This is a genomic window from Pseudoalteromonas fenneropenaei, from assembly GCF_042643375.1.
GTDB classification, from domain to species: Bacteria; Pseudomonadota; Gammaproteobacteria; order Enterobacterales; family Alteromonadaceae; genus Pseudoalteromonas; species Pseudoalteromonas fenneropenaei.
In genome coordinates, this window is the sequence record NZ_JBHRSD010000001.1 from 225285 (window position 1) to 247706 (window position 22422).

18 protein-coding genes are annotated in these 22422 nt (G+C 45.2%); 5 read left to right on the forward strand and 13 right to left on the reverse strand.

Translation table 11 applies throughout. The features are described 5' to 3' along the window. Positions 1-47: 47 nt before the first annotated feature. The 5 genes from lysS to xerD form a co-directional block, all read right to left on the reverse strand. Positions 48-1583 carry a lysine--tRNA ligase gene (lysS, locus tag ACFOEE_RS01015; RefSeq protein ID WP_377120000.1) on the reverse strand — a complete coding sequence of 512 codons (1536 nt, stop codon included), beginning with the start codon at positions 1581-1583 and terminating at the stop codon, positions 48-50. Positions 1584-1609: 26 nt separating this feature from the next. Further along, positions 1610-2708, reverse strand: a protein-coding gene (prfB, locus tag ACFOEE_RS01020) for a peptide chain release factor 2 (RefSeq protein WP_377120002.1) whose coding sequence is annotated in 2 segments (ribosomal slippage) — positions 1610-2632 and positions 2634-2708 — 1098 coding nt in all. Because the reading frame shifts where the segments join, the coding sequence is not laid out codon by codon here. 132 nt (positions 2709-2840) lie between these two features. After that, entirely contained in the window at positions 2841-4559 is a 1719-nt protein-coding gene (gene recJ / locus ACFOEE_RS01025; protein WP_377120004.1) for a single-stranded-DNA-specific exonuclease RecJ, read from the reverse strand. Positions 4560-4655: 96 nt separating this feature from the next. Continuing rightward, positions 4656-5393 (reverse strand): bifunctional protein-disulfide isomerase/oxidoreductase DsbC, encoded by a 738-nt coding sequence (gene dsbC / locus ACFOEE_RS01030; protein ID WP_377120006.1) that lies wholly within the window; start codon positions 5391-5393, stop codon positions 4656-4658. Positions 5394-5455: 62 nt separating this feature from the next. Continuing rightward, positions 5456-6367, reverse strand: a complete 912-nt coding sequence (gene xerD / locus ACFOEE_RS01035) for a site-specific tyrosine recombinase XerD (protein WP_377120124.1) — start codon at positions 6365-6367, stop codon at positions 5456-5458. Between the two features lie 96 nt (positions 6368-6463). On the opposite strand from xerD, the gene fldB reads away from it, so the two are divergent. Further along, positions 6464-6982: a flavodoxin FldB gene (gene fldB / locus ACFOEE_RS01040; protein ID WP_377120008.1), complete on the forward strand. Its 519-nt coding sequence runs from the start codon at positions 6464-6466 to the stop codon at positions 6980-6982. Positions 6983-7075: 93 nt separating this feature from the next. Here fldB and ACFOEE_RS01045 read toward each other — a convergent pair whose 3' ends face one another. The 6 genes from ACFOEE_RS01045 to sixA form a co-directional block, all read right to left on the reverse strand. After that, positions 7076-7927, reverse strand: a complete 852-nt coding sequence (locus tag ACFOEE_RS01045; RefSeq protein ID WP_377120010.1) for a DNA ligase — start codon at positions 7925-7927, stop codon at positions 7076-7078. Between the two features lie 73 nt (positions 7928-8000). After that, positions 8001-8657, reverse strand: a complete 657-nt coding sequence (locus ACFOEE_RS01050; RefSeq protein WP_377120012.1) for an HAD family hydrolase — start codon at positions 8655-8657, stop codon at positions 8001-8003. Positions 8658-8676: 19 nt separating this feature from the next. Further along, on the reverse strand, positions 8677-8976 hold the full coding sequence (locus ACFOEE_RS01055; protein WP_377120014.1) for a hypothetical protein: 300 nt from the start codon (positions 8974-8976) through the stop codon (positions 8677-8679). 201 nt (positions 8977-9177) lie between these two features. Then, positions 9178-11448, reverse strand: a complete 2271-nt coding sequence (locus ACFOEE_RS01060; protein WP_377120016.1) for a TonB-dependent receptor — start codon at positions 11446-11448, stop codon at positions 9178-9180. A gap of 676 nt (positions 11449-12124) precedes the next feature. Beyond that, the gene (locus tag ACFOEE_RS01065) at positions 12125-12754 is read right to left on the reverse strand and encodes a cache domain-containing protein (protein WP_377120018.1); all 630 of its coding nucleotides are present in this window, start codon (positions 12752-12754) and stop codon (positions 12125-12127) included. Between the two features lie 211 nt (positions 12755-12965). Continuing rightward, a complete protein-coding gene (sixA, locus tag ACFOEE_RS01070) occupies positions 12966-13445 on the reverse strand; it encodes a phosphohistidine phosphatase SixA (protein ID WP_377120020.1) in 480 nt (159 codons plus the stop codon). A 158-nt stretch (positions 13446-13603) separates the two neighbouring features. Between sixA and ACFOEE_RS01075 the strand changes: the two genes are divergently transcribed. Both ACFOEE_RS01075 and ACFOEE_RS01080 read left to right on the forward strand, forming a co-directional pair. Beyond that, complete coding sequence (locus ACFOEE_RS01075) at positions 13604-16285, forward strand: insulinase family protein (RefSeq protein WP_377120022.1); 2682 nt, start codon at positions 13604-13606, stop codon at positions 16283-16285. 61 nt (positions 16286-16346) lie between these two features. Then, a complete protein-coding gene (locus tag ACFOEE_RS01080) occupies positions 16347-18635 on the forward strand; it encodes a putative bifunctional diguanylate cyclase/phosphodiesterase (RefSeq protein ID WP_377120024.1) in 2289 nt (762 codons plus the stop codon). Here the strand turns inward: ACFOEE_RS01080 and ACFOEE_RS01085 are convergent. Beyond that, positions 18632-18823 carry a hypothetical protein gene (locus ACFOEE_RS01085; protein WP_377120026.1) on the reverse strand — a complete coding sequence of 64 codons (192 nt, stop codon included), beginning with the start codon at positions 18821-18823 and terminating at the stop codon, positions 18632-18634. The genes ACFOEE_RS01080 and ACFOEE_RS01085 overlap by 4 nt on opposite strands. 402 nt (positions 18824-19225) lie before the next feature. On the opposite strand from ACFOEE_RS01085, the gene ACFOEE_RS01090 reads away from it, so the two are divergent. Further along, entirely contained in the window at positions 19226-19618 is a 393-nt protein-coding gene (locus tag ACFOEE_RS01090) for an MmcQ/YjbR family DNA-binding protein (protein WP_377120028.1), read from the forward strand. Between the two features lie 160 nt (positions 19619-19778). Beyond that, a complete protein-coding gene (locus tag ACFOEE_RS01095) occupies positions 19779-20789 on the forward strand; it encodes a 6-phosphofructokinase (protein ID WP_377120030.1) in 1011 nt (336 codons plus the stop codon). 152 nt (positions 20790-20941) lie between these two features. Here ACFOEE_RS01095 and nhaD read toward each other — a convergent pair whose 3' ends face one another. Then, positions 20942-22378, reverse strand: coding sequence for a sodium:proton antiporter NhaD (nhaD, locus tag ACFOEE_RS01100; RefSeq protein WP_377120032.1), 1437 nt, complete (start codon positions 22376-22378; stop codon positions 20942-20944). Between the last annotated feature and the right edge of the window lie 44 nt (positions 22379-22422).

Genomic DNA, 22422 nt, shown 5'->3' on the forward strand with positions numbered 1-22422 from the left:
GACAAATAAAAAGGCGCCGAGGCGCCTTTTAAATCTCAATGTTTAACTTAATCCACTTGCGGACGCATATGTGGGAATAAGATAACATCTTTAATGCTTTGCGAATCAGTAAACAGCATCACCAGACGGTCAATACCGATACCTTCACCCGCTGTTGGTGGTAAACCGTACTCTAATGCATTGATATAATCCGCATCATAGTGCATCGCTTCATCATCACCCGCGTCTTTTTCTTCCACTTGGCGCATAAAACGTGCTGCTTGATCAGCGGCATCGTTTAACTCAGAGAAACCATTCGCTAATTCACGGCCACCAACGAAGAACTCAAAACGGTCAGTGATAAATTCATTTTCGTCATTACGGCGCGCCAGTGGCGATACTTCCCACGGGTACTCAGTGATAAACGTCGGTTGAATTAACATGTGCTCAGCGGTTTCTTCAAAGATTTCACATAAGAACTTGCCTGGGCCCCATACGCAGTTGGCTGGGATCTTAACGTGAATTTTCTTCGCGTAAGCTTTTAGCTCTTCAAAATGGTTGGCTGGATCTTTGAAGATCGCCGGATCAACATCTGGGTTGTACTGAATACAAGCATCAGACATTGAAAGACGCGTAAACGCTTTACCAAAATCGTATTCGATGGTCTCTAACACTTCCCCATCCGCATTACGCTTGGTATTGATGATAGTCGTGGTACCTAACACGTCTTGCGCTACAGTACGCAGCATGTCTTCGGTTAAGTCCATCATGTCATTGTAATCAGCATACGCTTGGTAGAATTCAATCATTGTGAATTCTGGGTTGTGACGGGTTGATAAACCTTCGTTACGGAAGTTACGGTTAATTTCGAACACTCGCTCAAAACCACCCACCACTAAACGCTTTAAGTAAAGCTCAGGGGCGATACGTAGGTACATATCAATGTCCAACGCATTGTGGTGAGTGACGAATGGACGCGCTGATGCACCACCTGGGATCACCTGTAGCATTGGTGTTTCTACTTCCATGAAATCACGGTCAGTTAAGAAACGACGAATACCGTCGATGATTTTTGAACGGATACGGAAGGTTTCACGGGTATCCATGTTAGTGATCAAATCAACATAACGTTGACGGTATTTCATTTCTTGGTCAGTTAAACCATGGAATTTTTCTGGTAGAGGACGCAGTGATTTAGTCACTAGTTCGAACTCAACCATATCAACGTACAAGTCGCCTTTGCCTGATTTTTGTAGCGGGCCTTTCACACCAATGATGTCGCCGATATCCAGCACACCATATTGGTCTTTTAACGTCACTTGCGCTTCTTTTGAGGCGTAAGCTTGGATACGGCCTTTCATATCTTGTAATACATAGAATGGACCGCGCTTGGCTAAAATACGACCTGCAACCGCAACTTGGTGATTAAGGGCTTCTAACTCTTCCTTCGTCTTATCACCAAACTTAGCTTGTAGATCACCTGTGTAGTCTTCACGGCGGAAAGTATTCGGGTGGCCATTGGCCGGACACTTTTCGCGAATAGCGTCCAATTTGGCGCGGCGCTCGGCGATAAGTTTATTTTCGTCTTGAATATGATCTGTCATTTTCTAGCTCTTGTTTAGCTTGTGGATTACAGGCCAGATTTCAGGCTGGCTTCGATAAATTTGTCTAGGTCGCCGTCTAGTACGGCTTGGGTATTGCGGTTTTCAACCCCTGTACGCAAGTCTTTGATACGTGAGTCATCAAGCACGTATGAACGAATTTGACTGCCCCAACCGATATCCGATTTGGCGTCTTCTTGCGCTTGCTTTTCAGCATTTTGTTTTTGAATTTCCAGCTCATAAAGCTTTGCTTTCAGCTGCTTCATCGCTTGATCTTTGTTTTTGTGCTGTGAACGGTCGTTCTGGCACTGCACTACCGTATTGGTTGGCAAGTGCGTAATACGCACCGCAGATTCCGTCCGGTTAACGTGCTGACCACCTGCACCAGAGGCGCGGTATACGTCAATACGTAAATCAGCAGGATTAATATCGATTTCGATATTATCGTCGATTTCAGGGTAAATAAAGATTGACGCAAACGAAGTATGGCGACGACCGCCCGAATCAAATGGGCTCTTACGCACTAAGCGGTGTACGCCAGTTTCTGTGCGTAACCAGCCATAAGCATATTCACCACTCACTCGCACGGTTGCACCTTTAATGCCTGCGACGTCACCATCGGTTGCTTCGATGATCTCAGTTTTAAAGCCTTTTGCTTCTGCCCAACGTAAGTACATACGTAGCAGCATGTTGCACCAGTCTTGCGCTTCGGTGCCGCCAGAACCCGCTTGTAAGTCGATATAAGCTTCTGCACTGTCGTGGTCACCCGAGAACATCCGACGGAACTCTAACAGCTCTAACTGTTCAAGTAATACATTGGCTTCGGCTTGAGCTTCGTTAAAGGTGTCTTCATCTTCGGCTTCAACCGCCAACTCGACTAAGCCTTCCACATCGTCGGCGCCGGCAACCAATTTGTCGATAGTTTCAACCACCAGTTCTAGGCTTGATTTTTCACGGCCCAAGGCTTGTGCGCGCTCTGGTTCATTCCAAACTGCTGGGTCTTCCAGCTCTGCATTCACTTCTTCTAGGCGCTCTTGCTTTAGCGCATAGTCAAAGATACCCCCGTAGCAGCTCGGTACGTTCGCGAATGTCCTTGATTTGGTTAATCACAGGATTCACTTCAAACATCTACATCACTCCAAATGCTTTTATAGCGCCTCGTTTGGGCGCAAAATCGGATATTTATAAAACGGGATATGCTAGCAAATTTCCGCCTGTTTGCAGAGCACAAATTCACGCTTTTTGGGCTTTTTTTATGCATTATTGCGCTTGGATTTCCCGTACCAATAATTGCAAACTGGTTTTGCCACGAAATTCATTACTGTCTAACTGGTATACAACCCGAGCATAGCGCGCGGCGCTGTTTGGCCAAGCGCGCAAATCAACGTTAAAAGCAATGGCATCCACCAGTTTACCTGCTGGGTGTTTTAACACTAATTTCAAATGCTTATCGCCAACAATGCGCTGCTGCACTAGCTCAAATACGTCATCAAATAGTGGCTCTGGGAATTTCTGCCCCCACGGGCCTGCTTGTTGCAGTAAAAAAGCAAAGTCTAAGCTGAAACACTCTGTTGGTAAGCTACCGTCCGTTAACACCACACTTTGTTTATCTTCTTCACTGAGGTTGCGACTAACTTCAGCGACAAATACTTGTTTGAAGTGCGCGAAATGCTCAGCTCGAATAGTAAGACCCGCCGCCATCGCATGGCCGCCAAATTTCACAATAAGTCCAGGATGTTGACTATTGAGCAGCTCAAGGGTATCGCGCATATGTAAACCATCGATAGAACGGCATGAGCCTTTGATCTCCCCCTCGTCACCATCAGCAAAAATAATGGTTGGGCGATGATACAGCTCTTTTAAGCGTCCCGCTAAAATGCCAATCACACCTTGGTGCCAATCATCTTGGTATAAACACACAGCATCAGGGACAGCCGAACCTGAGTTAAGCACTTTTTCCAGTGCTGCAAGGGCTTCTTGCTGCATCCCCTGCTCTATTTCACGTCGTTCATGGTTAAGACTATCTAACTCAGCGGCAATGCGGCGCGCTTGATAATCGTCAACTGACAATAAACAGGCTATGCCTAAACTCATATCATCTAGACGGCCCGCCGCGTTCAAACGAGGTGCTAAGGCAAAGGCAAAATCGCTGGCAGACAAAGTAGCAGCGTTGCGATTAGCCACTTCTATTAATGCTTTGATCCCAGGGCGCGTTTGACCACTGCGAATACGCGCAAGCCCTTGGTACACTAAGGTACGATTGTTGGCATCCAATGCAACAACATCAGCAACGGTACCGAGCGCCACTAAATCCAACAACTCTGCTAAATTTGGTCCACCTTGGGCTGGGAAGTAGCCGATTTGGCGTAAGTGATTGCGTAGCGCGACTAAAAGATAAAACGCCACCCCTACACCCGCTATGGATTTAGACGGAAACTGACAGTCGCGTTGGTTAGGGTTCACTATCGCATCAGCATCAGGTAATTCAACCCCCTGTAAATGGTGGTCGGTAACCAATACACGAATGCCTGCCGCTTTGACTTTAGCAATCCCCGCAATACACGAAATACCATTATCAACTGTGATCACCAACTCAGGTTGCAACGCAATAATGTGCTCAGCTAAAGCCGGACTTAAGCCATAGCCCAAGCTAAATCTATCTGGCACTAAGTAATCCACTTGCGCAAAACCAAATGCAGGTAAACCACTCATGAGCAGTGCCGTACTAGTCGCGCCGTCGGCATCAAAGTCCCCTACCACCAGCACTCGTGCTTGCGCTTGTAGAGCCTCGCTCAACAAGGCACAAGCTTTATCGATATCTTTGAATAAGCGAAAATCTAATAAGCCTTTGGCAGAGTTATCTAGCTCTTCCACTGACGCGACACCACGCGTAGCATAGAGCTGGCGGATCACCGGATGTAGTGAGGTGGGCAAATGGTCATCAGCGACCCTAGGGCGGGCTTGGATTAGTTTATTCATAGTGTTTTATTCCGGCACACAGCTATCTCAGCAGGATACTGAAGATATTAAAAAAGGCCCCTCAGGGCCTCTTTCATTCTACTCTTATCGCACAGTTTACGATTTTTTGCTGTGTTCTTCGAGTATCTGCGCCAAACTTGCTGCAGGTTGATAACCTGGGATCATAGTACCATCTTCAAGAATAATGGCTGGCGTGCCTGAAATACCAAAGCTTTGGCCTAATTGATAATGCTCTGCAACTGGCGCTTGGCAGTTTTCAACTTTTGCTACCGCATTACCTGCTTTTGCTTCAGTCAAGGCTTTAGCGGCGTCTTTTGCACACCATACATTACGTAAATCTTCGTAACCATCACCGCGTAATCCGCCACGTGGGAATGCTAAATAACGCACTGTGATACCTGCGTCTAAATAGTCTTGTAATTCGCGGTGTAGTTTACGGCAGTAACCACAAGTGATATCTGTAAAGATAGTGATCTGATGTTTTTCGTTGGCCGCTTTGTAAACAATCATAGAATCGGTAAATTCGGCTACGCCGTCTTTACGTACATCACTTAACGCATCTTCAGTGAGGTTTACGCGCTTATCAATGTCCAGCAATGTGCCTTGCATTAAATACTGACCATCTGGGCTGCCATAAAGCACGCCTTTATCGGTAATAAGCGTTAATAATCCTGCAATTGGACTTGGGCGTATGTCTTTTACCACCACACCCAACTCAGCAAATTTTGCCACTACTGGTGAAGGTGCAACTACAGGTACAGCACTGACTGCTTCCTGCTCAGCAACAACACTTAGACTGCATAACATAGCCGCCGCTAAAACTAATCTTTTCATTTCTCTATCTCTTAAAAATCCGTTATGTGTTAATAAGACCGGATAAAGCCAATTAAATTCCATTAAGCACGTGGATGATGTGTTTGATGTAAGGTTTTTAATCTTTCACTCGCCACATGCGTGTAAATCTGCGTGGTTGACAAGTCGCTATGACCCAACATCATCTGCACGACGCGCAGATCAGCACCATGATTTAACAAATGTGTAGCAAAAGCATGGCGTAAAGTGTGTGGTGATAACGGCGACACAACTCCAGCCAAAATAGCATAGTGTTTGATTCGATGCCAAAAAGTTTGTCGTGTCATGCCGATACCGCGTTTGGATGGAAACAAAAAGTCGGTGGCGTGTTTAACCATCTGCGGCCTGCCATGTTGAATAAAACGCAACACCCAATCTTGCGCTTCCTCTCCCATCGGCACCATGCGTTCCTTGCCACCTTTACCGCGCACCAGCACTACCCCTTGGCGTAAATTGACTTGCTCCATACGTAAGCTAACTAGCTCACTCACTCGCAGCCCTGCCGCATACAACAACTCAAGCATAGCTTTATCTCTAAGCCCCATCGCATCGTCACAATCTGGGGCATTAAGTAAGGCTTCAACCTCAGCTTCAGTCAGAGTTTTGGGTAATGATTGTGCAAGTTTAGGCTGCTCAATATGAACAAGTGGCGATGCAGGCAACCCGTAATCACGTTGCAAAAATTGGTAAAATCGTTTCATCGCACTGAGTGCACGGGCGGTACTGCGAGATTTTAATCCTGCATCGATACGCGCAGCTAAATAGCTTTCTACTGTTTCATGGGTGACATCCCAAAACAGCCCTTCGCCTAAAAACGCCTGAAATTTTAATAAATCACTGCGATAAGACGCTAAGGTGTTTTCGCTCAAACCTTGCTCGAGATATAAATTGTCAAGAAATGCTTCTAGCAAGGTTTCGTTGTCCGGTTGTGCGTTGACACTGGCGGGCCGCGTCATGACTGAGTCATTCTCAGGTCTCATGTTTCAAATTTTGCCTTCATCAGGTAGACTCTGCCCCCAATCATATCAGTCTCAGCGAAAGTGATAAACATCATGAGAATTGGCTTATTTTACGGCTCAACCACCTGTTATACCGAAATGGCAGCCGAAAAGATCCGCGATATTATCGGTGATGAACTCATTACCCTACACAATATTAAAGACCAACCATTACAGTTAGCAGCAGATTTTGACCTGTTGATCTTCGGGATCTCGACTTGGGACTTTGGTGAACTACAAGAAGACTGGGAGTCCCACTGGGACGATATTGATAGCGTCAATCTGTCCGGTAAAACCATCGCGCTATTTGGCATGGGTGATCAGCAAGGTTATGGCCAATGGTTTCAAGACGCATTAGGCATGCTACACGCAAAAATAGCCCCGCAAGGTGTGACATTTATCGGAAAATGGCCCAACACCAGCGACTATGAATTCGAAGCGTCAAAAGCGCTATGTGATGATGGCGCAAACTTTGTTGGTTTAGCGCTAGATGAGGATAGCCAATATGATAAAAGTGATGAGCGCATCACCACTTGGATAACCCAAATCCTGACTGAATATAGCGAGCTATAAGCGATAAGAGCATGCCGTGAGCTTGAACAGAAAAGTGAATAAAACACAGCGTGCAAATCTCGCTGTGTTTTATCTTCTTGCTTCTTCACTCGTCTATAGCGCTTCCCTCACCCGTAAATAGCGCGCAAATCTTGGTTTACCGTATTTGGTCACGCCTTGAAAGCGATAAGTGACTGTGCTGCCAAGCGCAGGGGGTGACAAGCGCTCTGCATCACTTAGGCCAGAACCGAGCTTAAATTCAACCCCATTGGCATCTCGGACTATCAAGGCCCCTACTTGCCCTTGATATTTGCCTTTCCCTGCTTGGTAGCCAATCACCACAGCTTCCGCATCTAAGTAGGGTTTATATTTCATCAGCGCATCACTGCGACCATCACGATGTAAGGCCGCTTTATGATGTAGCATTAATCCTTCGCCACCGCGTGCGATAACTTGTTGTAACCAAAGCTCAAGTTCAGCTTTATCCGTCACTTGCCGCTGCAGGATAGCACTAACATGGCTTATGTTCAGGTCGCTTAGTAAACGACTAAAGTACAAGTAACGCTCACTAAAACTACCCGCTTTAGATGGGGCATCAAACACCAAAAACTGCACCTTGTGCCATTTTTGCTCGTTGATTTGTGATGTGCGCACCAAAGCACTGAGCTCATTGAACTCACCATAGCCGGACCACAACTCACCGTCGAGTGCTTCGCCAGGCCAATGTTGCGTGAACCAAGCAGGCGCTTTGATCAGCTGCCCACCTCGTGTCCATAACTGTTTCCCATCCCAGTAAGCGCGCACGCCATCAAACTTTTCCGAGACCAAATAATTGTCTACCGACTGCTCAGCATAGACTTGAGCCAGTTGCATAGGTGGGGAAAATGATGGATTGGCGGCTACTAAAAATGAAGATGAATATAACCAAGTGCCACATAGGCACGACAACATAACGAGTTTACGCATTGCATCAATCCTTGAATGCTGATGAGAATTAAGCTCGCCGAAGCAAACTCATTCTTAGTCTAGCTGATCAAGGTTATTTTGCGAGTGCTAATAAAGTCTTTACTGCATCTTCAAGGTGGACTGCGCGATACCAAGCACCGTTAAAGTTCTGGTCTTTAGAATGCGCGTTTGGAATGACTATTGTACGTAGCTCTGCGGCCAAGGCTGATTGCAGCCCAGTGCCCGAGTCTTCAATTGCCACCGCTTGCTCTGCGCTCAGCTGCATTCGCGCTAGTGCTTGTAAGTAAGGCGCTGGATGAGGTTTTGGTGCAGTGACATCTTCTTTGCACACTATGGTCTCAAAATAATCAAGCAAGCCATAATGTTGCAGTACTGGCATGGCCTCAGCTTTACTGCTGCCGGTGACCAAAGCAAGCCTCACTTGTCCTTGCAACTGCGCCAACACAGTTTTCGCACCCGGCATTAAATTCGGCACCATAGTCTTGGCGGTTTCAATAAAGTAACGATTTTTTTCGTCGGTCAGCGCCTCGGCACTGCGGGGCAGTTGATGGCGTTTGGCTAAAATAGCGGCGGACTCAAGTGTGGGCACACCTGAAAATTCATCACAAAATGTCGCTTCTGAATAGCCAATGCCATAAGGAGCAAGCACCTTACACCAGCTGTGGTAATGTAAGGCTTCGGAGTCCACCAAAGTGCCGTCAAAATCAAATAATACTGCCTTTAGTGTCATCCCTTTGCTCCTTCAATCATTACGCGTTTAGACCCGCTGGTGGCTCGGCACTCGCCAACTCGCCCGTTTCGACTTCAACCAGCTCATAGCCGCGCGGTTGACGTACCACTTTCAATATTGGCTTGCTAAAAGCGCTTTTTAAACGGTCTGTGTCAGCTAGTAGTTCTTCAACAGTTTCACCAACTGGTGCTGCGCCTGTTTCTGACCAGTTCGTCACTTTACCGTTGAGGTTGTATTCCACTTCATGAATTTGATACAAAGTTGGCTCAGTGCCCGTACCTTCACATAAAATTACTCGGTAGTTCCAAAATCCCGCCATGTTATATTCCTCGCTCTTCGCGCTTTGTTAGATATAGGTCCGCACTCTAGCAGTTTTTCAGCATATTTTCATTACTCTACTGAGTCACTAGAGATATTTGCAAGTTCAATGAATAACCCAAATATCGCTATAATTACCATGAAAAAACCCGCCAAAATAGCGGGTTTTAAGAGTTTCTAGCTTAAGTTGAATTCAGTGAACTTAGAAAAACTTCACTTTAAACTCAGCACCGATATAACGCTCTTCGTTCACCATGCCAGTTAAGTTGTTAAAGTCTACACCGCCAATGACGTTTTGCTCATCGAACAAGTTACGCACAAAGGCTGATACTTCATATTCGTTGTCGCCAGAAGCCCAGTTGTAGCCTGCGCGTACACCACCTTCAAACAACGCATCACCTTTAAACTCGACTGACTTGTAAAGGAAGAAGTCAATCTCGCTACGGTATGACCAATCGGTGTAAACGAAGAAATCACCACCTTCCATTTCTTTGGTATAACGTAGAGTGAAGTTTGCGATCCACTCTGGTGCGTGCGGTAGGCTATTGCCATCAAGCTTCGCAAGGCCGTTAGCATTTAATGGATCAAGCACTGTACACTGAGCACAGATAGCAACAGCTAGATCGTTATCTTTCAATTCAGTTTTATTGTAACTTAAGTTGAAAGTAGCATTTAACTCTTCGGTTAATACCCATTCAGTATCAAGTTCAAAACCATAACCTGTCGTTTTGTCAGCATTGATCAAACGGTTAAAGTTAGCATCGCCACCTACAGCAGTAAGCTGTTGGTCATCCATTTGGAAGTAGAATACCGTCGCATTAACACGACCTTGACCGTCTAATACGTCCGCCTTGATACCCGTTTCAATTGAGTTAACAGTTTCAGATTCTGCAACCGTAACCACGTCACCGAATAAGATACGGCCTTGGATGCTTGGCGCGCGGAAGCCATTGGCAACACGACCAAACCAGTTTACGTCATCGTTCACTTTATATGCTAAGCTCACATCCCAGCTTACGTGGCTGTCAGATGGGTTAGCCGCGCCTGACATTTCGTCTGGTGAACCATTCCAAGGCGTTGGGTTTTTGGTACGTTTAGCGGTGAAATCTTTCTCATCGTCAGAGTAACGAATACCTGTGGTCAGTTTTAAGTCATCAGACAAAGTAAAGTCGAATGAACCAAACACTGCCCAAGCTGAGGTCTCTTGTTCTTGCTTCGCATAACCATTCATCACACCACCGGCTAGAGTGTCGAATGAATAGCTTTCGATGGTTAAGTCTTCTTCAAATAAGAACACACCCACTTGGTAGTTAAAATCACCCGTGAAGTTACTGCTTAAGCGTAATTCTTGAGTCAATTGCTCGTGATCAGGAATACCGTCCGCGCTTTCTGCAGAAAACGGAATTAAACCTGGGCCCGACATATTGTCGCCTAGGAACACCGCGCCATAACCACCGTCAACGTCAGCACGTGAGTAGATTTCGGCACTTTCCCAACCTGTGATTGAAGTCAGCGTGTGCTCGTTTAAGTCCCACTCAAGCTTTAAGCTTGCGCCTTGTGACTCAACTTGCTGCGTGGCATTACGTGCAGCATCGTGATAAGCGATATCTGTGTCGTAACCCGCAACAATGTTATTGCTGCCTTTTTCAATTAAGTTAGCACGAAACACAATTGGCTTACCGTCTAGGTCACGCACGTGATAATTCAATAGACCGGTAAAGTCATTGCCTTCATAGAGGAATTGCACGCGTGCCGCTTTTTCGTCATAGCCGCCTAACGCATCTTTTTGTTCAAAACCAGGCGCTACGATATCAACATAATCATCTTTGTTTTGCCAAAGTACAGAGACACGGGTAGATAACTTATCAGTTAAACCACCGCCTACTGCACCTTCAAAATCAACTGCACCACGGCTACCGTACGATACCGCACCATAGCCATCAAATTCTTGTCTTGGCTTCACTGAGTCGAACTTAACCAAACCTGCTGGCGTATTACGACCGAATAATGTGCCTTGTGGGCCACGTAATACTTCAACACGTGCCACATCAAACACAGGGAAACCTTTCAGGATTGGGTTTTCCTGAACAACTTCATCTACTACCAAAGAAACCGGTTGAGACGCGTTAAGGTCGAAATCCGTGTTACCTAAACCACGAACATAGAAGCGTGGGAAAGTACGACCAAACGAAGATTCGATTGAAAGGCTAGGAATTTTCGCATTCATAAAGCGAATATCCATACCCGCTGAGCTATATGCATCGAGGTTATCACCTTGCAATGCAGAAACTGAAACTGGTACCTCTTGTGCATTTTCTACACGTTTACGAGCAGTGATCTGGATCACTTCCAGTTGATTATTTTTGGCTTGTTCGCCTTCAGCAGCGAGCGCATTGAATGAAGTACCTGCTACAGCAGAGAACAACGTTGCATTGATTAAAGTTGCTAACGTAGATCTTTTCATTGCTTTCATGTTCGGATTTGACCTTTTTGAAGCACTCTTTTGTTCAACGGTTGTATGGGCGCCGTAAAACGTTGGCGTGATACGTTCAATTTTTCGCGTATAACAATAAACGCGGACCTTAAAATCGAGAGTGCTAAGCGAATAAAAAGGCTGAACGTGACGGGAGGGAATTATAGCAGTTCACAGCAATTTTGCTGCAATAAGAAACATAAATTTTGGAGTTTTTTTAAAATTTTATCGACATGCTTTGAGTTTTTTGCAACTTTTAACCGCAAGTTTCGCCACAAACCGGACATTTGTCCTTACTCATTTTGCGCGTTTTATTGCAGTAATTGCGTTACTTTCCCGATTAAAGTTACAAATGTAAAAACCACTTCCGAATCCAAAATGACAACAAAGTAACGCTTTACAAAAAACACCTCGACCAATTCCCCAGTAATTTAAGTTGCTATTTGAGTCTGAGGCAGCTCATCTATTCGAGACTATTTTAATGATAAAAATTTTAGATGATGAATTGTATCTTGGCTTAAAACACGAAAACCGAAAGGGGTTGAAGTAGAACCTTGTAGCGCGACTATAAAGGCAATCCGCAAACTATGCAGCACAGGCATGCGTACAATCAGCCGTAATGTGGTGAGGGAGGCAACTGCGATGCAAATAACCTTAGCTGGTGTGTTTGTGGCAATTAACCTCGTTTAAAAACGGTACGAAAACGCTGTGGTAGCACAAAGATTGGACTAAACACTATGGCAAGTAGCAGTGTCATTACACCACCAAACACCACCAATGCGACTAGCCACCAAGATGTCGTTGCTTCAATTTCTGTAATTGACTGCGGCGATGAAGCTGCTAATACCCAATTCCAGTTATCTAAACGGCGAATGTAGGCGGTGTGAGTTTCGATTTGATGTGATGAGGATGGTTGCCAATGGTAAGTCACCACGGCCTCTCCCATCGCGTAGGCACTTTTCACTAAGTTGCGAAATGAGTCAGCCACGACCGGGTTGGCATGAGAGGTCAGTATCCTGCCATTCAACTCAGGATGCTGCGGATAAAGGATCATTTTCCCTTGGGTATCGTAGACAAACAACTCCCCTTGGGGCAGATGGGTTTGTGCGATTAAATCGAGCACCTTACGTTGCCGTTCAAATTCCGACAGAGACAGGTCGCCCACAATAAACTCTACCGTTTGCACTAAAGTTTTAGTCTTATCGTCTAGGGTTGGTATTGTTGCAGCCTGAGACACAGCTGTGACAGCCAATAAAGTGAGCAACAAACTCGCGATAATCCCCAATCCTTTGCTACGATAAGTCACACTCAGATACCCAATCAATAAAACCTATTGTTTAGTGTAACTGTATTTGAAACTAATCAAAGTAGCAGACTTAAAACCAAGTGAAAGAGTCGATTAACAGATTGATTGATAAAGCTTTTCAAATATATAAAAATGTAAACAGCGCCTTTAATAAATGCAAAAAACGCGTTTTGCGCTTATGCGACTTCATTATTAAGCTGCAAAAGCCAGGTTAGTTGCAGACTTGGCTCGGCACTTTTAAGGTAAGTAATACTGCTTGGCGAGTTGTTTCATGATATTCAATAATCGCCGCTGCAGCCGGTTGAAAAATCGGCAACTCGCCTGGGCAAAGTTGATCGACCAGATAACTGACAATTGGCATATGTGAAACCAGCAACCAAGATTGACATTGCGGCTGCATAGAAATCAACGTTTCAAGGTAGTCAATCGCCACGCTGGCATTGCCACTGGGAATAATGTCTTTACAAGTTTCTTGGTAACGAACTGGATTACATGCCAACACTTCAGCAGCCGTTTGCTGAGCGCGTGTATAAGGACTAATCAAGGCCGCATCAGGTTGAAATGGCTGTTTGCTGAGCCACACTCCCATCGCTCTAGCCTCCGCTTTTCCTGTGTTGGTCAGCGTTCTTAACTCATCCTGTTGGCAGAGCGGCTCCGCCTCACCGTGGCGCATAATGATTATGGTTTTCATAGCTCTCCAGCAAAAATGCAGGTTTATGGACCTTTTCAGTAGCTTAACCACCAATTTGTTCGCTATATTAAAACAAACCAAAATTACACGGAAGAGATTTAGCAACTTCCTATCGTTTATGCTTTATTTAGCTTGCGTTTGATTGAATTGGAGCACCATTGAAAGTCAGTACTAATGATAGTCGGCGATATCGCCAACTCACACTCGACAATGGTCTAAGAGTGTTACTTGCCCAAGACGAAAGCTCGCAGCTAAGCGCCGCTGCGCTGACTGTAAATGTTGGGCACTTTGATGATCCGAATCACCGTGAAGGCATGGCGCACTTCCTCGAGCATATGTTATTTCTTGGCACTGAAGCACAGCCGGAGTCAGGTGCATTCTCCCGTTTTGTTAGTCAACATGGGGGGCATAGTAATGCTTGGACTGGCAGTGAACACAGCAGCTATTTTTTTGATATTCAAGCCAGCGCCTTATTCGATGGTTTAGCGCAATTCAGTCAGTTATTTACCACGCCATTGCTGAGCCAAAAAGACACTAAAAAAGAGCGTAAAGCGATAGACGCGGAATTTAAGATGAAAATCAAAGATGATAGCCGCCGCATCTATCAAGTTCACAAAGAAACCATTAACCCGCTACACCCCTTTGCTAAGTTTTCGGTTGGCAATCAGGACACGCTGAGCGACAAAGAAGGCAATATCGCGACAGAAATTCGAGCCTTTTTTGAGCAGCACTACCAAGCGCAATGGATGACACTCGTCGTGTGTGGGCCTCAATCTCTCGACGAACTAGCGCACTGTGTCACTACACATTTTTCCGCGATACGAGGTTCAAAACAACGTAAAGCCGCGATTGCGGTGCCGCTATATCGACCTGAGGATTTGCGTCAGCTGATCCATATCGAGCCGCGTAAACCGATGCAAAAGCTGATTGTCAGCTTTGCGCTACCAAATAAACGCGACAACTATAAACGTAAACTGACCAATTTCCTTGCCCATCTAATTGGCTATGAAGGCGAAGGCTCGCTTTATTCGATTCTTAAAAGCCAAGGCTGGATCAACGCGTTATCAGCGGGTGGTGGTGTCAGTGGCAGTAATTTCAAAGATTTCAATATCAGCATCGCCCTCACAGACGAAGGGATTGATTACTACGAAGATATCGTTGAAATGGTGTTTGAGTACTTAGCGCTTATCCGTCTTCATCCGGATCAATTACCGCGCCTTTATCGCGACAAGCAAAAGCTGTTAGACATTGCCTTTGACAATCAAGAGCCGCCACGATTACTAGATTGGGTATGTGGATTGAGCAACAACATGCATCATTTTAGTCCAGCAGATTACATCTATGGTGATTATGTTATGGCGGGTTTTGAAACGGATGAATTTGCTGAACTACTTAGCTACTTTAATGCTAACAATATGCGCTTAACGCTCATTCACCCCAACGTCGCGGTCAGCCAACAAGCGAAATGGTATCAAACCCCTTATCAAGTTGAAAAACTCGAACAAGATTGGCTTGATACATTAAATGCCATCACCACCCCGCTTGACCATATGCGACTGCCGTCAACCAATCCATATTTAAATGACGATAACCCCTTGCTTAGCGTTGAGTCGCGAAACAAAAACCCACATTTATTGCACGACCAACCTGGCTTTCAGTTTTGGTTTAAGCAAGACAGCAAGTTTCGCGTTGCCAAAGGGCACTTTTATCTTGAGATAGACTCGGTCGAAGCGATTAAAAGCCATCAACATATCGCGATGACACGGTTATTCGCAGATCTGTTTATGGACAGTGTCGCAGAGCAATTTTACCCTGCTGAACTCGCTGGCTTAAACTATCATCTAACTTCTCATCAAGGGGGTCTGACGCTCCATACTTCTGGCTTGTCGGCAAGTCAGATGCAACTGATAGAGTCTTTGGTGCAAGCAATGCTAAGCATGCCAATCTGTCCAAAACGTTTTGCTGAGTATAAAAAGCAGTTAGTACGGCATTGGAAAGCCCACAATCAAAATAAGCCAGTAGGTGAATTATTTAGTTTGCTGGGCGCGCGTTTAATGCCATGGAACCCAACCCCAAACACCTTAGCAGACGCTCTAAAATCAACAACTTACAACGAGTTCGTACGTTTTCGTGAAGCGTTTTTTAAACGTGTCCATATCAAAGCTTTTTTGCACGGCAATTGGCAACAACAGCATGGTGTGGCGTTAAAAGAAAAACTTCAATACGACTTTGCTAACGCGCAGATCCTCGAAGATCTTTCACGTCCTTTAGAAGTACCTTTGCAATCAGAGCAGCAGATTGTCGAACATGGCGCCAGTGATGATGCCTTTGTTCGTTATTATCAGGCGCAGCATGAAGCGCCTGATGAAAAAATCCGTTTTATGTGCTTAAACCAGCTGCTAAGCCAAGATTACTTTGAAACTCTGCGCACCGAAAAACAACTTGGCTATTTGGTTGGCTCGGGTTATGCGCCATTCAACACCCGCGCAGGTGTCGCATTTTACATTCAGTCGCCGCGTTTTTCGGCTAATCAACTGCTTGCCGAACATGATGCATTTGTCGACGAGTTTATGGCTAAGCTCAGCCATTGCAGCACAGGTCAATGGCTGCATCACAAACAAGCTTTGCATACCCTAGTGGCTGAAAAAGATAAAAATCTCCGCTTACGCTCGCAGCGGCTATGGCTTGCTATTAGTCACGGCCATGACTTCACGATGCAAAAGCAACTAGTGAAAGCCCTAGAGCGCTTATCACTTAGTGATATGTTGCAATTTGCTCAACGACTTTTTAGCGAACAGCAGCCTGTGATAACATTTTTATGTCAACACGCCCCTAAATAAGGTCCAATTATTGCGTTTAAGCTTTGACTCGCCCCCTGCATTGATTTAGATTAGGGGGGCAATGTCTGAGTTTGCGTATATGTTAATAAAAATAACAACAACTATCATCATAATTGCGCTGTTCAGCTTATTGAGCAGTACTGCAGCGCATGCTTTTAGCCACGTCTCGAATGACGTGCCAATTTGGCTATTAGTGATTCTTGGCCTGCTTTTGTGTGGTATCACATTTCTTTGCTGGCAACTGCGCAAACATAAACTCGCCTATCAAACTTTATTGCTTTCCGAACAACGCTTAAAAAGCACCGTAGCAGGCAGTGGCGATACCTTATGGGACTGGAATATTCGTACCGGTGCCGTGGTCCGTATCAACGATAAATTCAATCGTCATGAACGCAACGGCGGTTATCAAACCTCAACCGTAGCCAGTAACTTATTTATTCCCAATCAACAATCTATCCACCCGCAAGATTTACCTATGGTCGAGCGCTTATTAAAGCTGCATTTTGCGGAAAAAAGCGCATTTTTTGAGGCAAGTTATCGAGTACTCAATGATCTCAATGAATGGCACTGGGTTTTAGATAAAGGCAAAGTCATTGAAAAAGACGAAAATCTCAATCCACTGCGGATGACGGGTATAGTGCGTGATATCAGTCACCTAAAATCCACCGAAGAGCGGCTAAATTTATTCGCCAAATGTGTGGAGTCTATCAGTGATGCGATTGCCATTTATGACAGCCAGTTTCGCTTAGTTGACTTAAATCCTAGCTATTTGAAGCTATTTGGCGGAATTCGTGAACAATATCTGCATAAAGCCTTTGCATTACCCGGATACGACGCTAAGTTTCTCGAAGAAATCAAATTTGCGCTTAAAGAAACTGAACATTGGCAGGAAGAGCTCAAGCTACGCAATGCCACTAATACGCTGTTACCGATTGAAGTGACGATAGACGAAATCAAGAATAACCAAGGTCAAGTCAGTAACTATGTAGTGGTGTTTTCAGATTTAACCGAGCGCAAAAAAGCCGAGTCGCAGCTACATGACTTATCAAATCGAGACCGCACCACAGGTCTGCCAAACCGCAATTTGTTTTTTACTAACCTCAAGAAGCTTAGCCAGCAAGGCACTCACCATGCGCTATTGGTGTTTGATCTCGACAACTTCAAAAAAATTAATGATTCCTTGGGCCACCAATTAGGTGATAGTTTGCTGGCTAAACTAGCGATGCGATTGGTGAAAATCGTCCGCCAGCAAGACACTTTCTACCGCCTCGGTGGTGACGAGTTTGCTTTGGTGATGTCTGGTACTAATGACATTCATACCATTACCCGTACCGCCAAGCAGTTTCTCGCCGCCATCGCGACCCCTTTTAAACTCGCCAATCACGAACTGGTGATCACGTCCTCGGTCGGTATTGTGCTGTTTCCAGAAGACGGTAATACCCCAGAGTTACTGCTAAAAAATGCCGATACTGCCATGTATCATGCCAAGCAAAAGAGTAACCATTATTTGTTCTTTAACGACAGCATGAACGAACAGGCTGTAAAACGCCTGCAAATCGAAAATCTCATGCGCTTTGGGCTCAAAGAAGACCATTTTGTTGTTTATTATCAGCCAAAAATGGACATTATCAGCGGTGCTTTGGTGGGCATGGAAGCGTTGGTGCGTTTTATCACACCAAAGAAAGGTATTATTCCACCGAATGTGTTTATTCCTATTGCGGAAGAAACAGGGCAAATTATTGAAATTGGTGAAGTCGTACTCGACAAAGCATGCCAAGATGTGAAGAGTTGGATAGACGCGGGCTTATTTGAAGGGCGAGTTGCGGTGAATTTATCAGCAAAACAATTTAGTTTACCTGATCTCACTACCCGTATTGACGTGATCTTGCAAAAAAATCAACTTCCCTCGTACTTTTTGGAGTTAGAGATCACCGAAGGCACGGTAATGGACGACCCTCAAGAAGCCATCGCGATTATGCGCTCTCTTAGCGCTAGAGGTATCCATTTAGCTATGGATGATTTTGGCACCGGGTACTCATCTTTGGCCTACCTTAAGCAATTCCCTTTAAATACCTTAAAAGTAGATAAAGCCTTTATTGATGATATGCATAACGAGCGTGGTCGCAATATGGTGGATTCCATCGTCACCATCGCCCACAACTTAGATTTACACGTGGTGGCAGAAGGGGTTGAACGCGAAGAGCAGCTGGCGTTTTTAAAATCGCTGAATTGCCAAACAATACAAGGTTATTATTACTCTAAGCCGTTATCTTATGAAGAGTTTACAGTTTTTCTAAAACAGCAAAAACGTAAGCCAACACTGAAAGTCTTGCACAGTGATTTTGCTTAAGCAAACCAACGACGTTGTCCAAACCCAAGTGTACGCATCCAAGCACGGCGTAAATGGACGGAGTAAAGTACTACAGCAACAGGACCGGATAGCGCAGCAAAAGCCATCCAGCGTTTTCTTGGCATACCATCAATGGTGGTCAAAACAAACAACAGTATGGTACAAAGTAATGACAAACTAACAAACAAGATTAACCCCCCGGCAAGACTTCCCCATAAAAACTGGGCGCAAATGCTAGCATACGATCAAAAAACAGACAAACCACACTTTATTGTTGCATTATTTTGTATTATTTACTTTAATAGCACCCCAGCCTATTTTGCCTGCAAATGAGTGGTAATCCAGTGTTACCCTTATTGAAAATGCACAACATACAGCATTAATAGGTAGAAATATGTTCCAAAAGAAACCTTAAATTGAATTATATTCAACTGGTTAGCTTTGAAACATGGTAAAAAGGTAATAGAACAAGCATCACAGCTTGTGTTTCTGATAGTTTTTGCTGAGTTCTAATTATAGAATTCTCGCAAATACTGCTAGAATTACAATATTGTCGTAGTAATCAATAAGTGACTTAAAGGACACGGGCTATGGATCAGAAAAGCGTACATGAATATTTGCAGAGCAAGCCTGCAACCCTTATCACTAAGCCATTTGCACAAGAAACTGATGTCTACAAAGTGCAGCATAAAATGTTTGCCACCCTTTACGAAGGAAAAGAAGGGCAAACCAACGCAAACGGAGAACCGATTTGGTGGCTCAACGTTAAATGTGATCCAGACGAAGCATTAGAGCTGCGTGAACAATACCCCTCTATTGTGCCTGGTTATCACATGAATAAGCGTTTATGGAACACCATTTATCTGGACGGTTCAGTACCAGCGGACGAAATCAAAGCGATGATCGATAGGTCTTATCAGATCGTTGTTGAGAACTTACCTACTGCCCAAAAAGCAGAAATAGATAAGTTACTTGGTCAATAAAAGGCTTCTCCGGAAGCCTTTTTCTTTACCTTTAACCACACATCACAATTTTTTACGCCGAACTTGATATATATCGCATTTTAACCACGCGTCGTGATGCATAGCGGTGTAATTTGGCTTAGGCTAAATACATACCTAAATCATACGTAGAAATCCCATAATGCAACTAAAAAGACCCAAAATTGCGGTGCTAACCAGTGGTGGTGACGCGCCGGGCATGAATGCCGCCATTCGTGCTATCACGCTTGCGTGCCACAGTTCTGGCTATAGCTGTATTGGCTTCTTCCATGGCTACAATGGCTTAATTGATGATGAGTGGTGCGAACTAACCCCTAGGTTAGTGAACCCAACCCTGCAGCAAGGTGGCACCTTACTTAAAAGCGCACGTTGTAAGGCCATGCTGACCTCCGATGGCGTTAAGCAGGCAGCCAACACTCTTTATAAACACGACATAGACGCCTTAATTGTGGTAGGCGGAGATGGTTCTTTTCGAGGTATGTTGGAGCTAGAAAAAGAGTGGCGAGGTCAATTGATTGGCTTACCTGGCACTATCGACAATGACTTAGCCCATTGTGATGCCACCATCGGCTTTGCCACCGCAGTCCAAACCGCAGCCAGCGCGATAGACAAAATTCGCGATACCGCCAATGCCTTTGAGCGAGTCTTTATTGTTGAAGTTATGGGCCGTCACAGCGGTCATATTGCGTTTGCGGTTGGACTGGCAACGGGCGCTGAGGCGATTTTATCATTTGAGAATTGTCAGCCACCACAGCATGACGCCATCCTATCTGAATTAACCACGGCCATCACGCAACAACAGCAAGTTCGTCACGGCAGTTACCTAATAGTTTGTGCGGAAAATCTCTGGCCTGGTGGCGCTAGTGCGTTACAAAAAGCGCTAAAAGAGCGCGCTGCTATTGACAGTGCGGTGTGTATACTTGGTCATATTCAACGCGGTGGCAGCCCCGTTGTAAACGACCGCCTGCTAGCATCAAAGCTTGGTTTGGCTGCAGTCGAGGCCGTTGAACAGCAACAGCACATGGTGATGCTTGGCGAAATTGCGGGAAACGTCGTTGCAACCGCATTAAACGCGACAGTGCAAGACCACAAGCCCGTAGCCAGCTTTTGGCTGAAAGCCCATCGTAGTGCACTCAAAGGAGATCTCGCCTAAGCTACGCCGCATGCCAACTGGTCGAGAAGTACTTAACAACCTAGACTACGAATAAAACCAACGGCAATCTAAACCGAAATCCGCTTAACACGGTCATATATAAACACAGCAAAAAGGCGACCTAAGTCGCCTTTTTATGTCGCAATGAGGGTTTAGAACAAGTGGGCATTTAGCCACATATGGCACAGCACACTAGCCACATAACCCAAGGCAATAATGGGCGACCATTTTAGGTGACCGAAGAAAGTATAATAACCACGAGCTTGTCCCATTAATGCTACACCCGCAGCCGAGCCAATTGACAATAAACTACCACCTACCCCAGCGGTTAAGGTGATTAGTAACCATTGCCCTTGTGACATACTTGGGTCCATCGACAACACCGCAAACATCACCGGAATGTTGTCTATCACAGCCGATACAATACCTAAAAATATATTCGCAGAGGTGGCAGTCCAGCTACCGTATAAAGCTTCCGACATTAACGCCAAATAGCCCATAAAGCCCAAACCACCTACACACATTACAATGCCGTAGAAAAACAGCAAGGTATCCCATTCCGCGCGCGATACCTTAGCAAATACATCAAACGGCACCATGGAACCCATACGTTCTAACTTCTCTTCATCAGTCAGTTTGCCTGCTTTAATCTTAGCGTGTTCAATACTTTTGTGGTGAGTTACGCGTAGGTAATAACCGAAAAACTGCAAATAGCCGAGACCCATCATCATCCCCATCACTGGCGGTAAATGTAGGAAGGTATGGCCTGCTACCGCCGTACCGACGGTAAATAAGAACAGCATCAGAATACGGCGCGCACCGCGTTTTAAATCAAACTCCTCAACAACCGAATCAGGGCGCTGATTTTTGATATACAAGCTCATCGCAAACGCAGGCACCACGTAGTTCACTAACGAGGGAATAAATAACGCGAAGAACTCCATAAACTCGACTTTTCCGGCCTGCCAGACCATTAGGGTGGTAATATCGCCAAACGGGCTGAATGCACCGCCTGCGTTAGCCGCAATAACAATATTAATACAAGATAAATTGATAAAACGGCGGTCACCTTCCGCTACTTTCATCACCACCGCACACATCAACAAGGCGGTCGTCAAGTTATCGGCTATGGGTGAAATGAAAAACGCTAAAAAGCCCGTTATCCAAAATAAGGTGCGATAACTAAAACCTTTTTTTACCATCCAAACTCGTAGTGCGTCGAATATACCTCGCTCCTCCATGGCATTGATATAAGTCATCGCCACCAGTAGGAACAGCATCAACTCGGCAAATTCTAGCAGGTTATGGCGAAACGCATCTTGGGTTTGCTCACCTAGTCCATGCGTTGCGTTGTAATAACCAATTAATGCCCAAATAATACCTGCTGCCACTAACACCGGCTTAGATTTGCGCATATGCAATCGCTCTTCCGCCATCACCAGAACGTAAGCAAAACAGAATATAGCCAAGGAGATATAACCAATTGCGGAATGAGTTAAATCCGCAGCGCCTGACGATGCCCAAACCTCAGGTGTCACACTGAGTGCCAAGCCAGACAGCAGTATCTTTAAGGTGCGCAAATAACGCATGGAGAGTTCCTTATTATAGGTGCAAAGTTTGCTTCTTTTGGCAT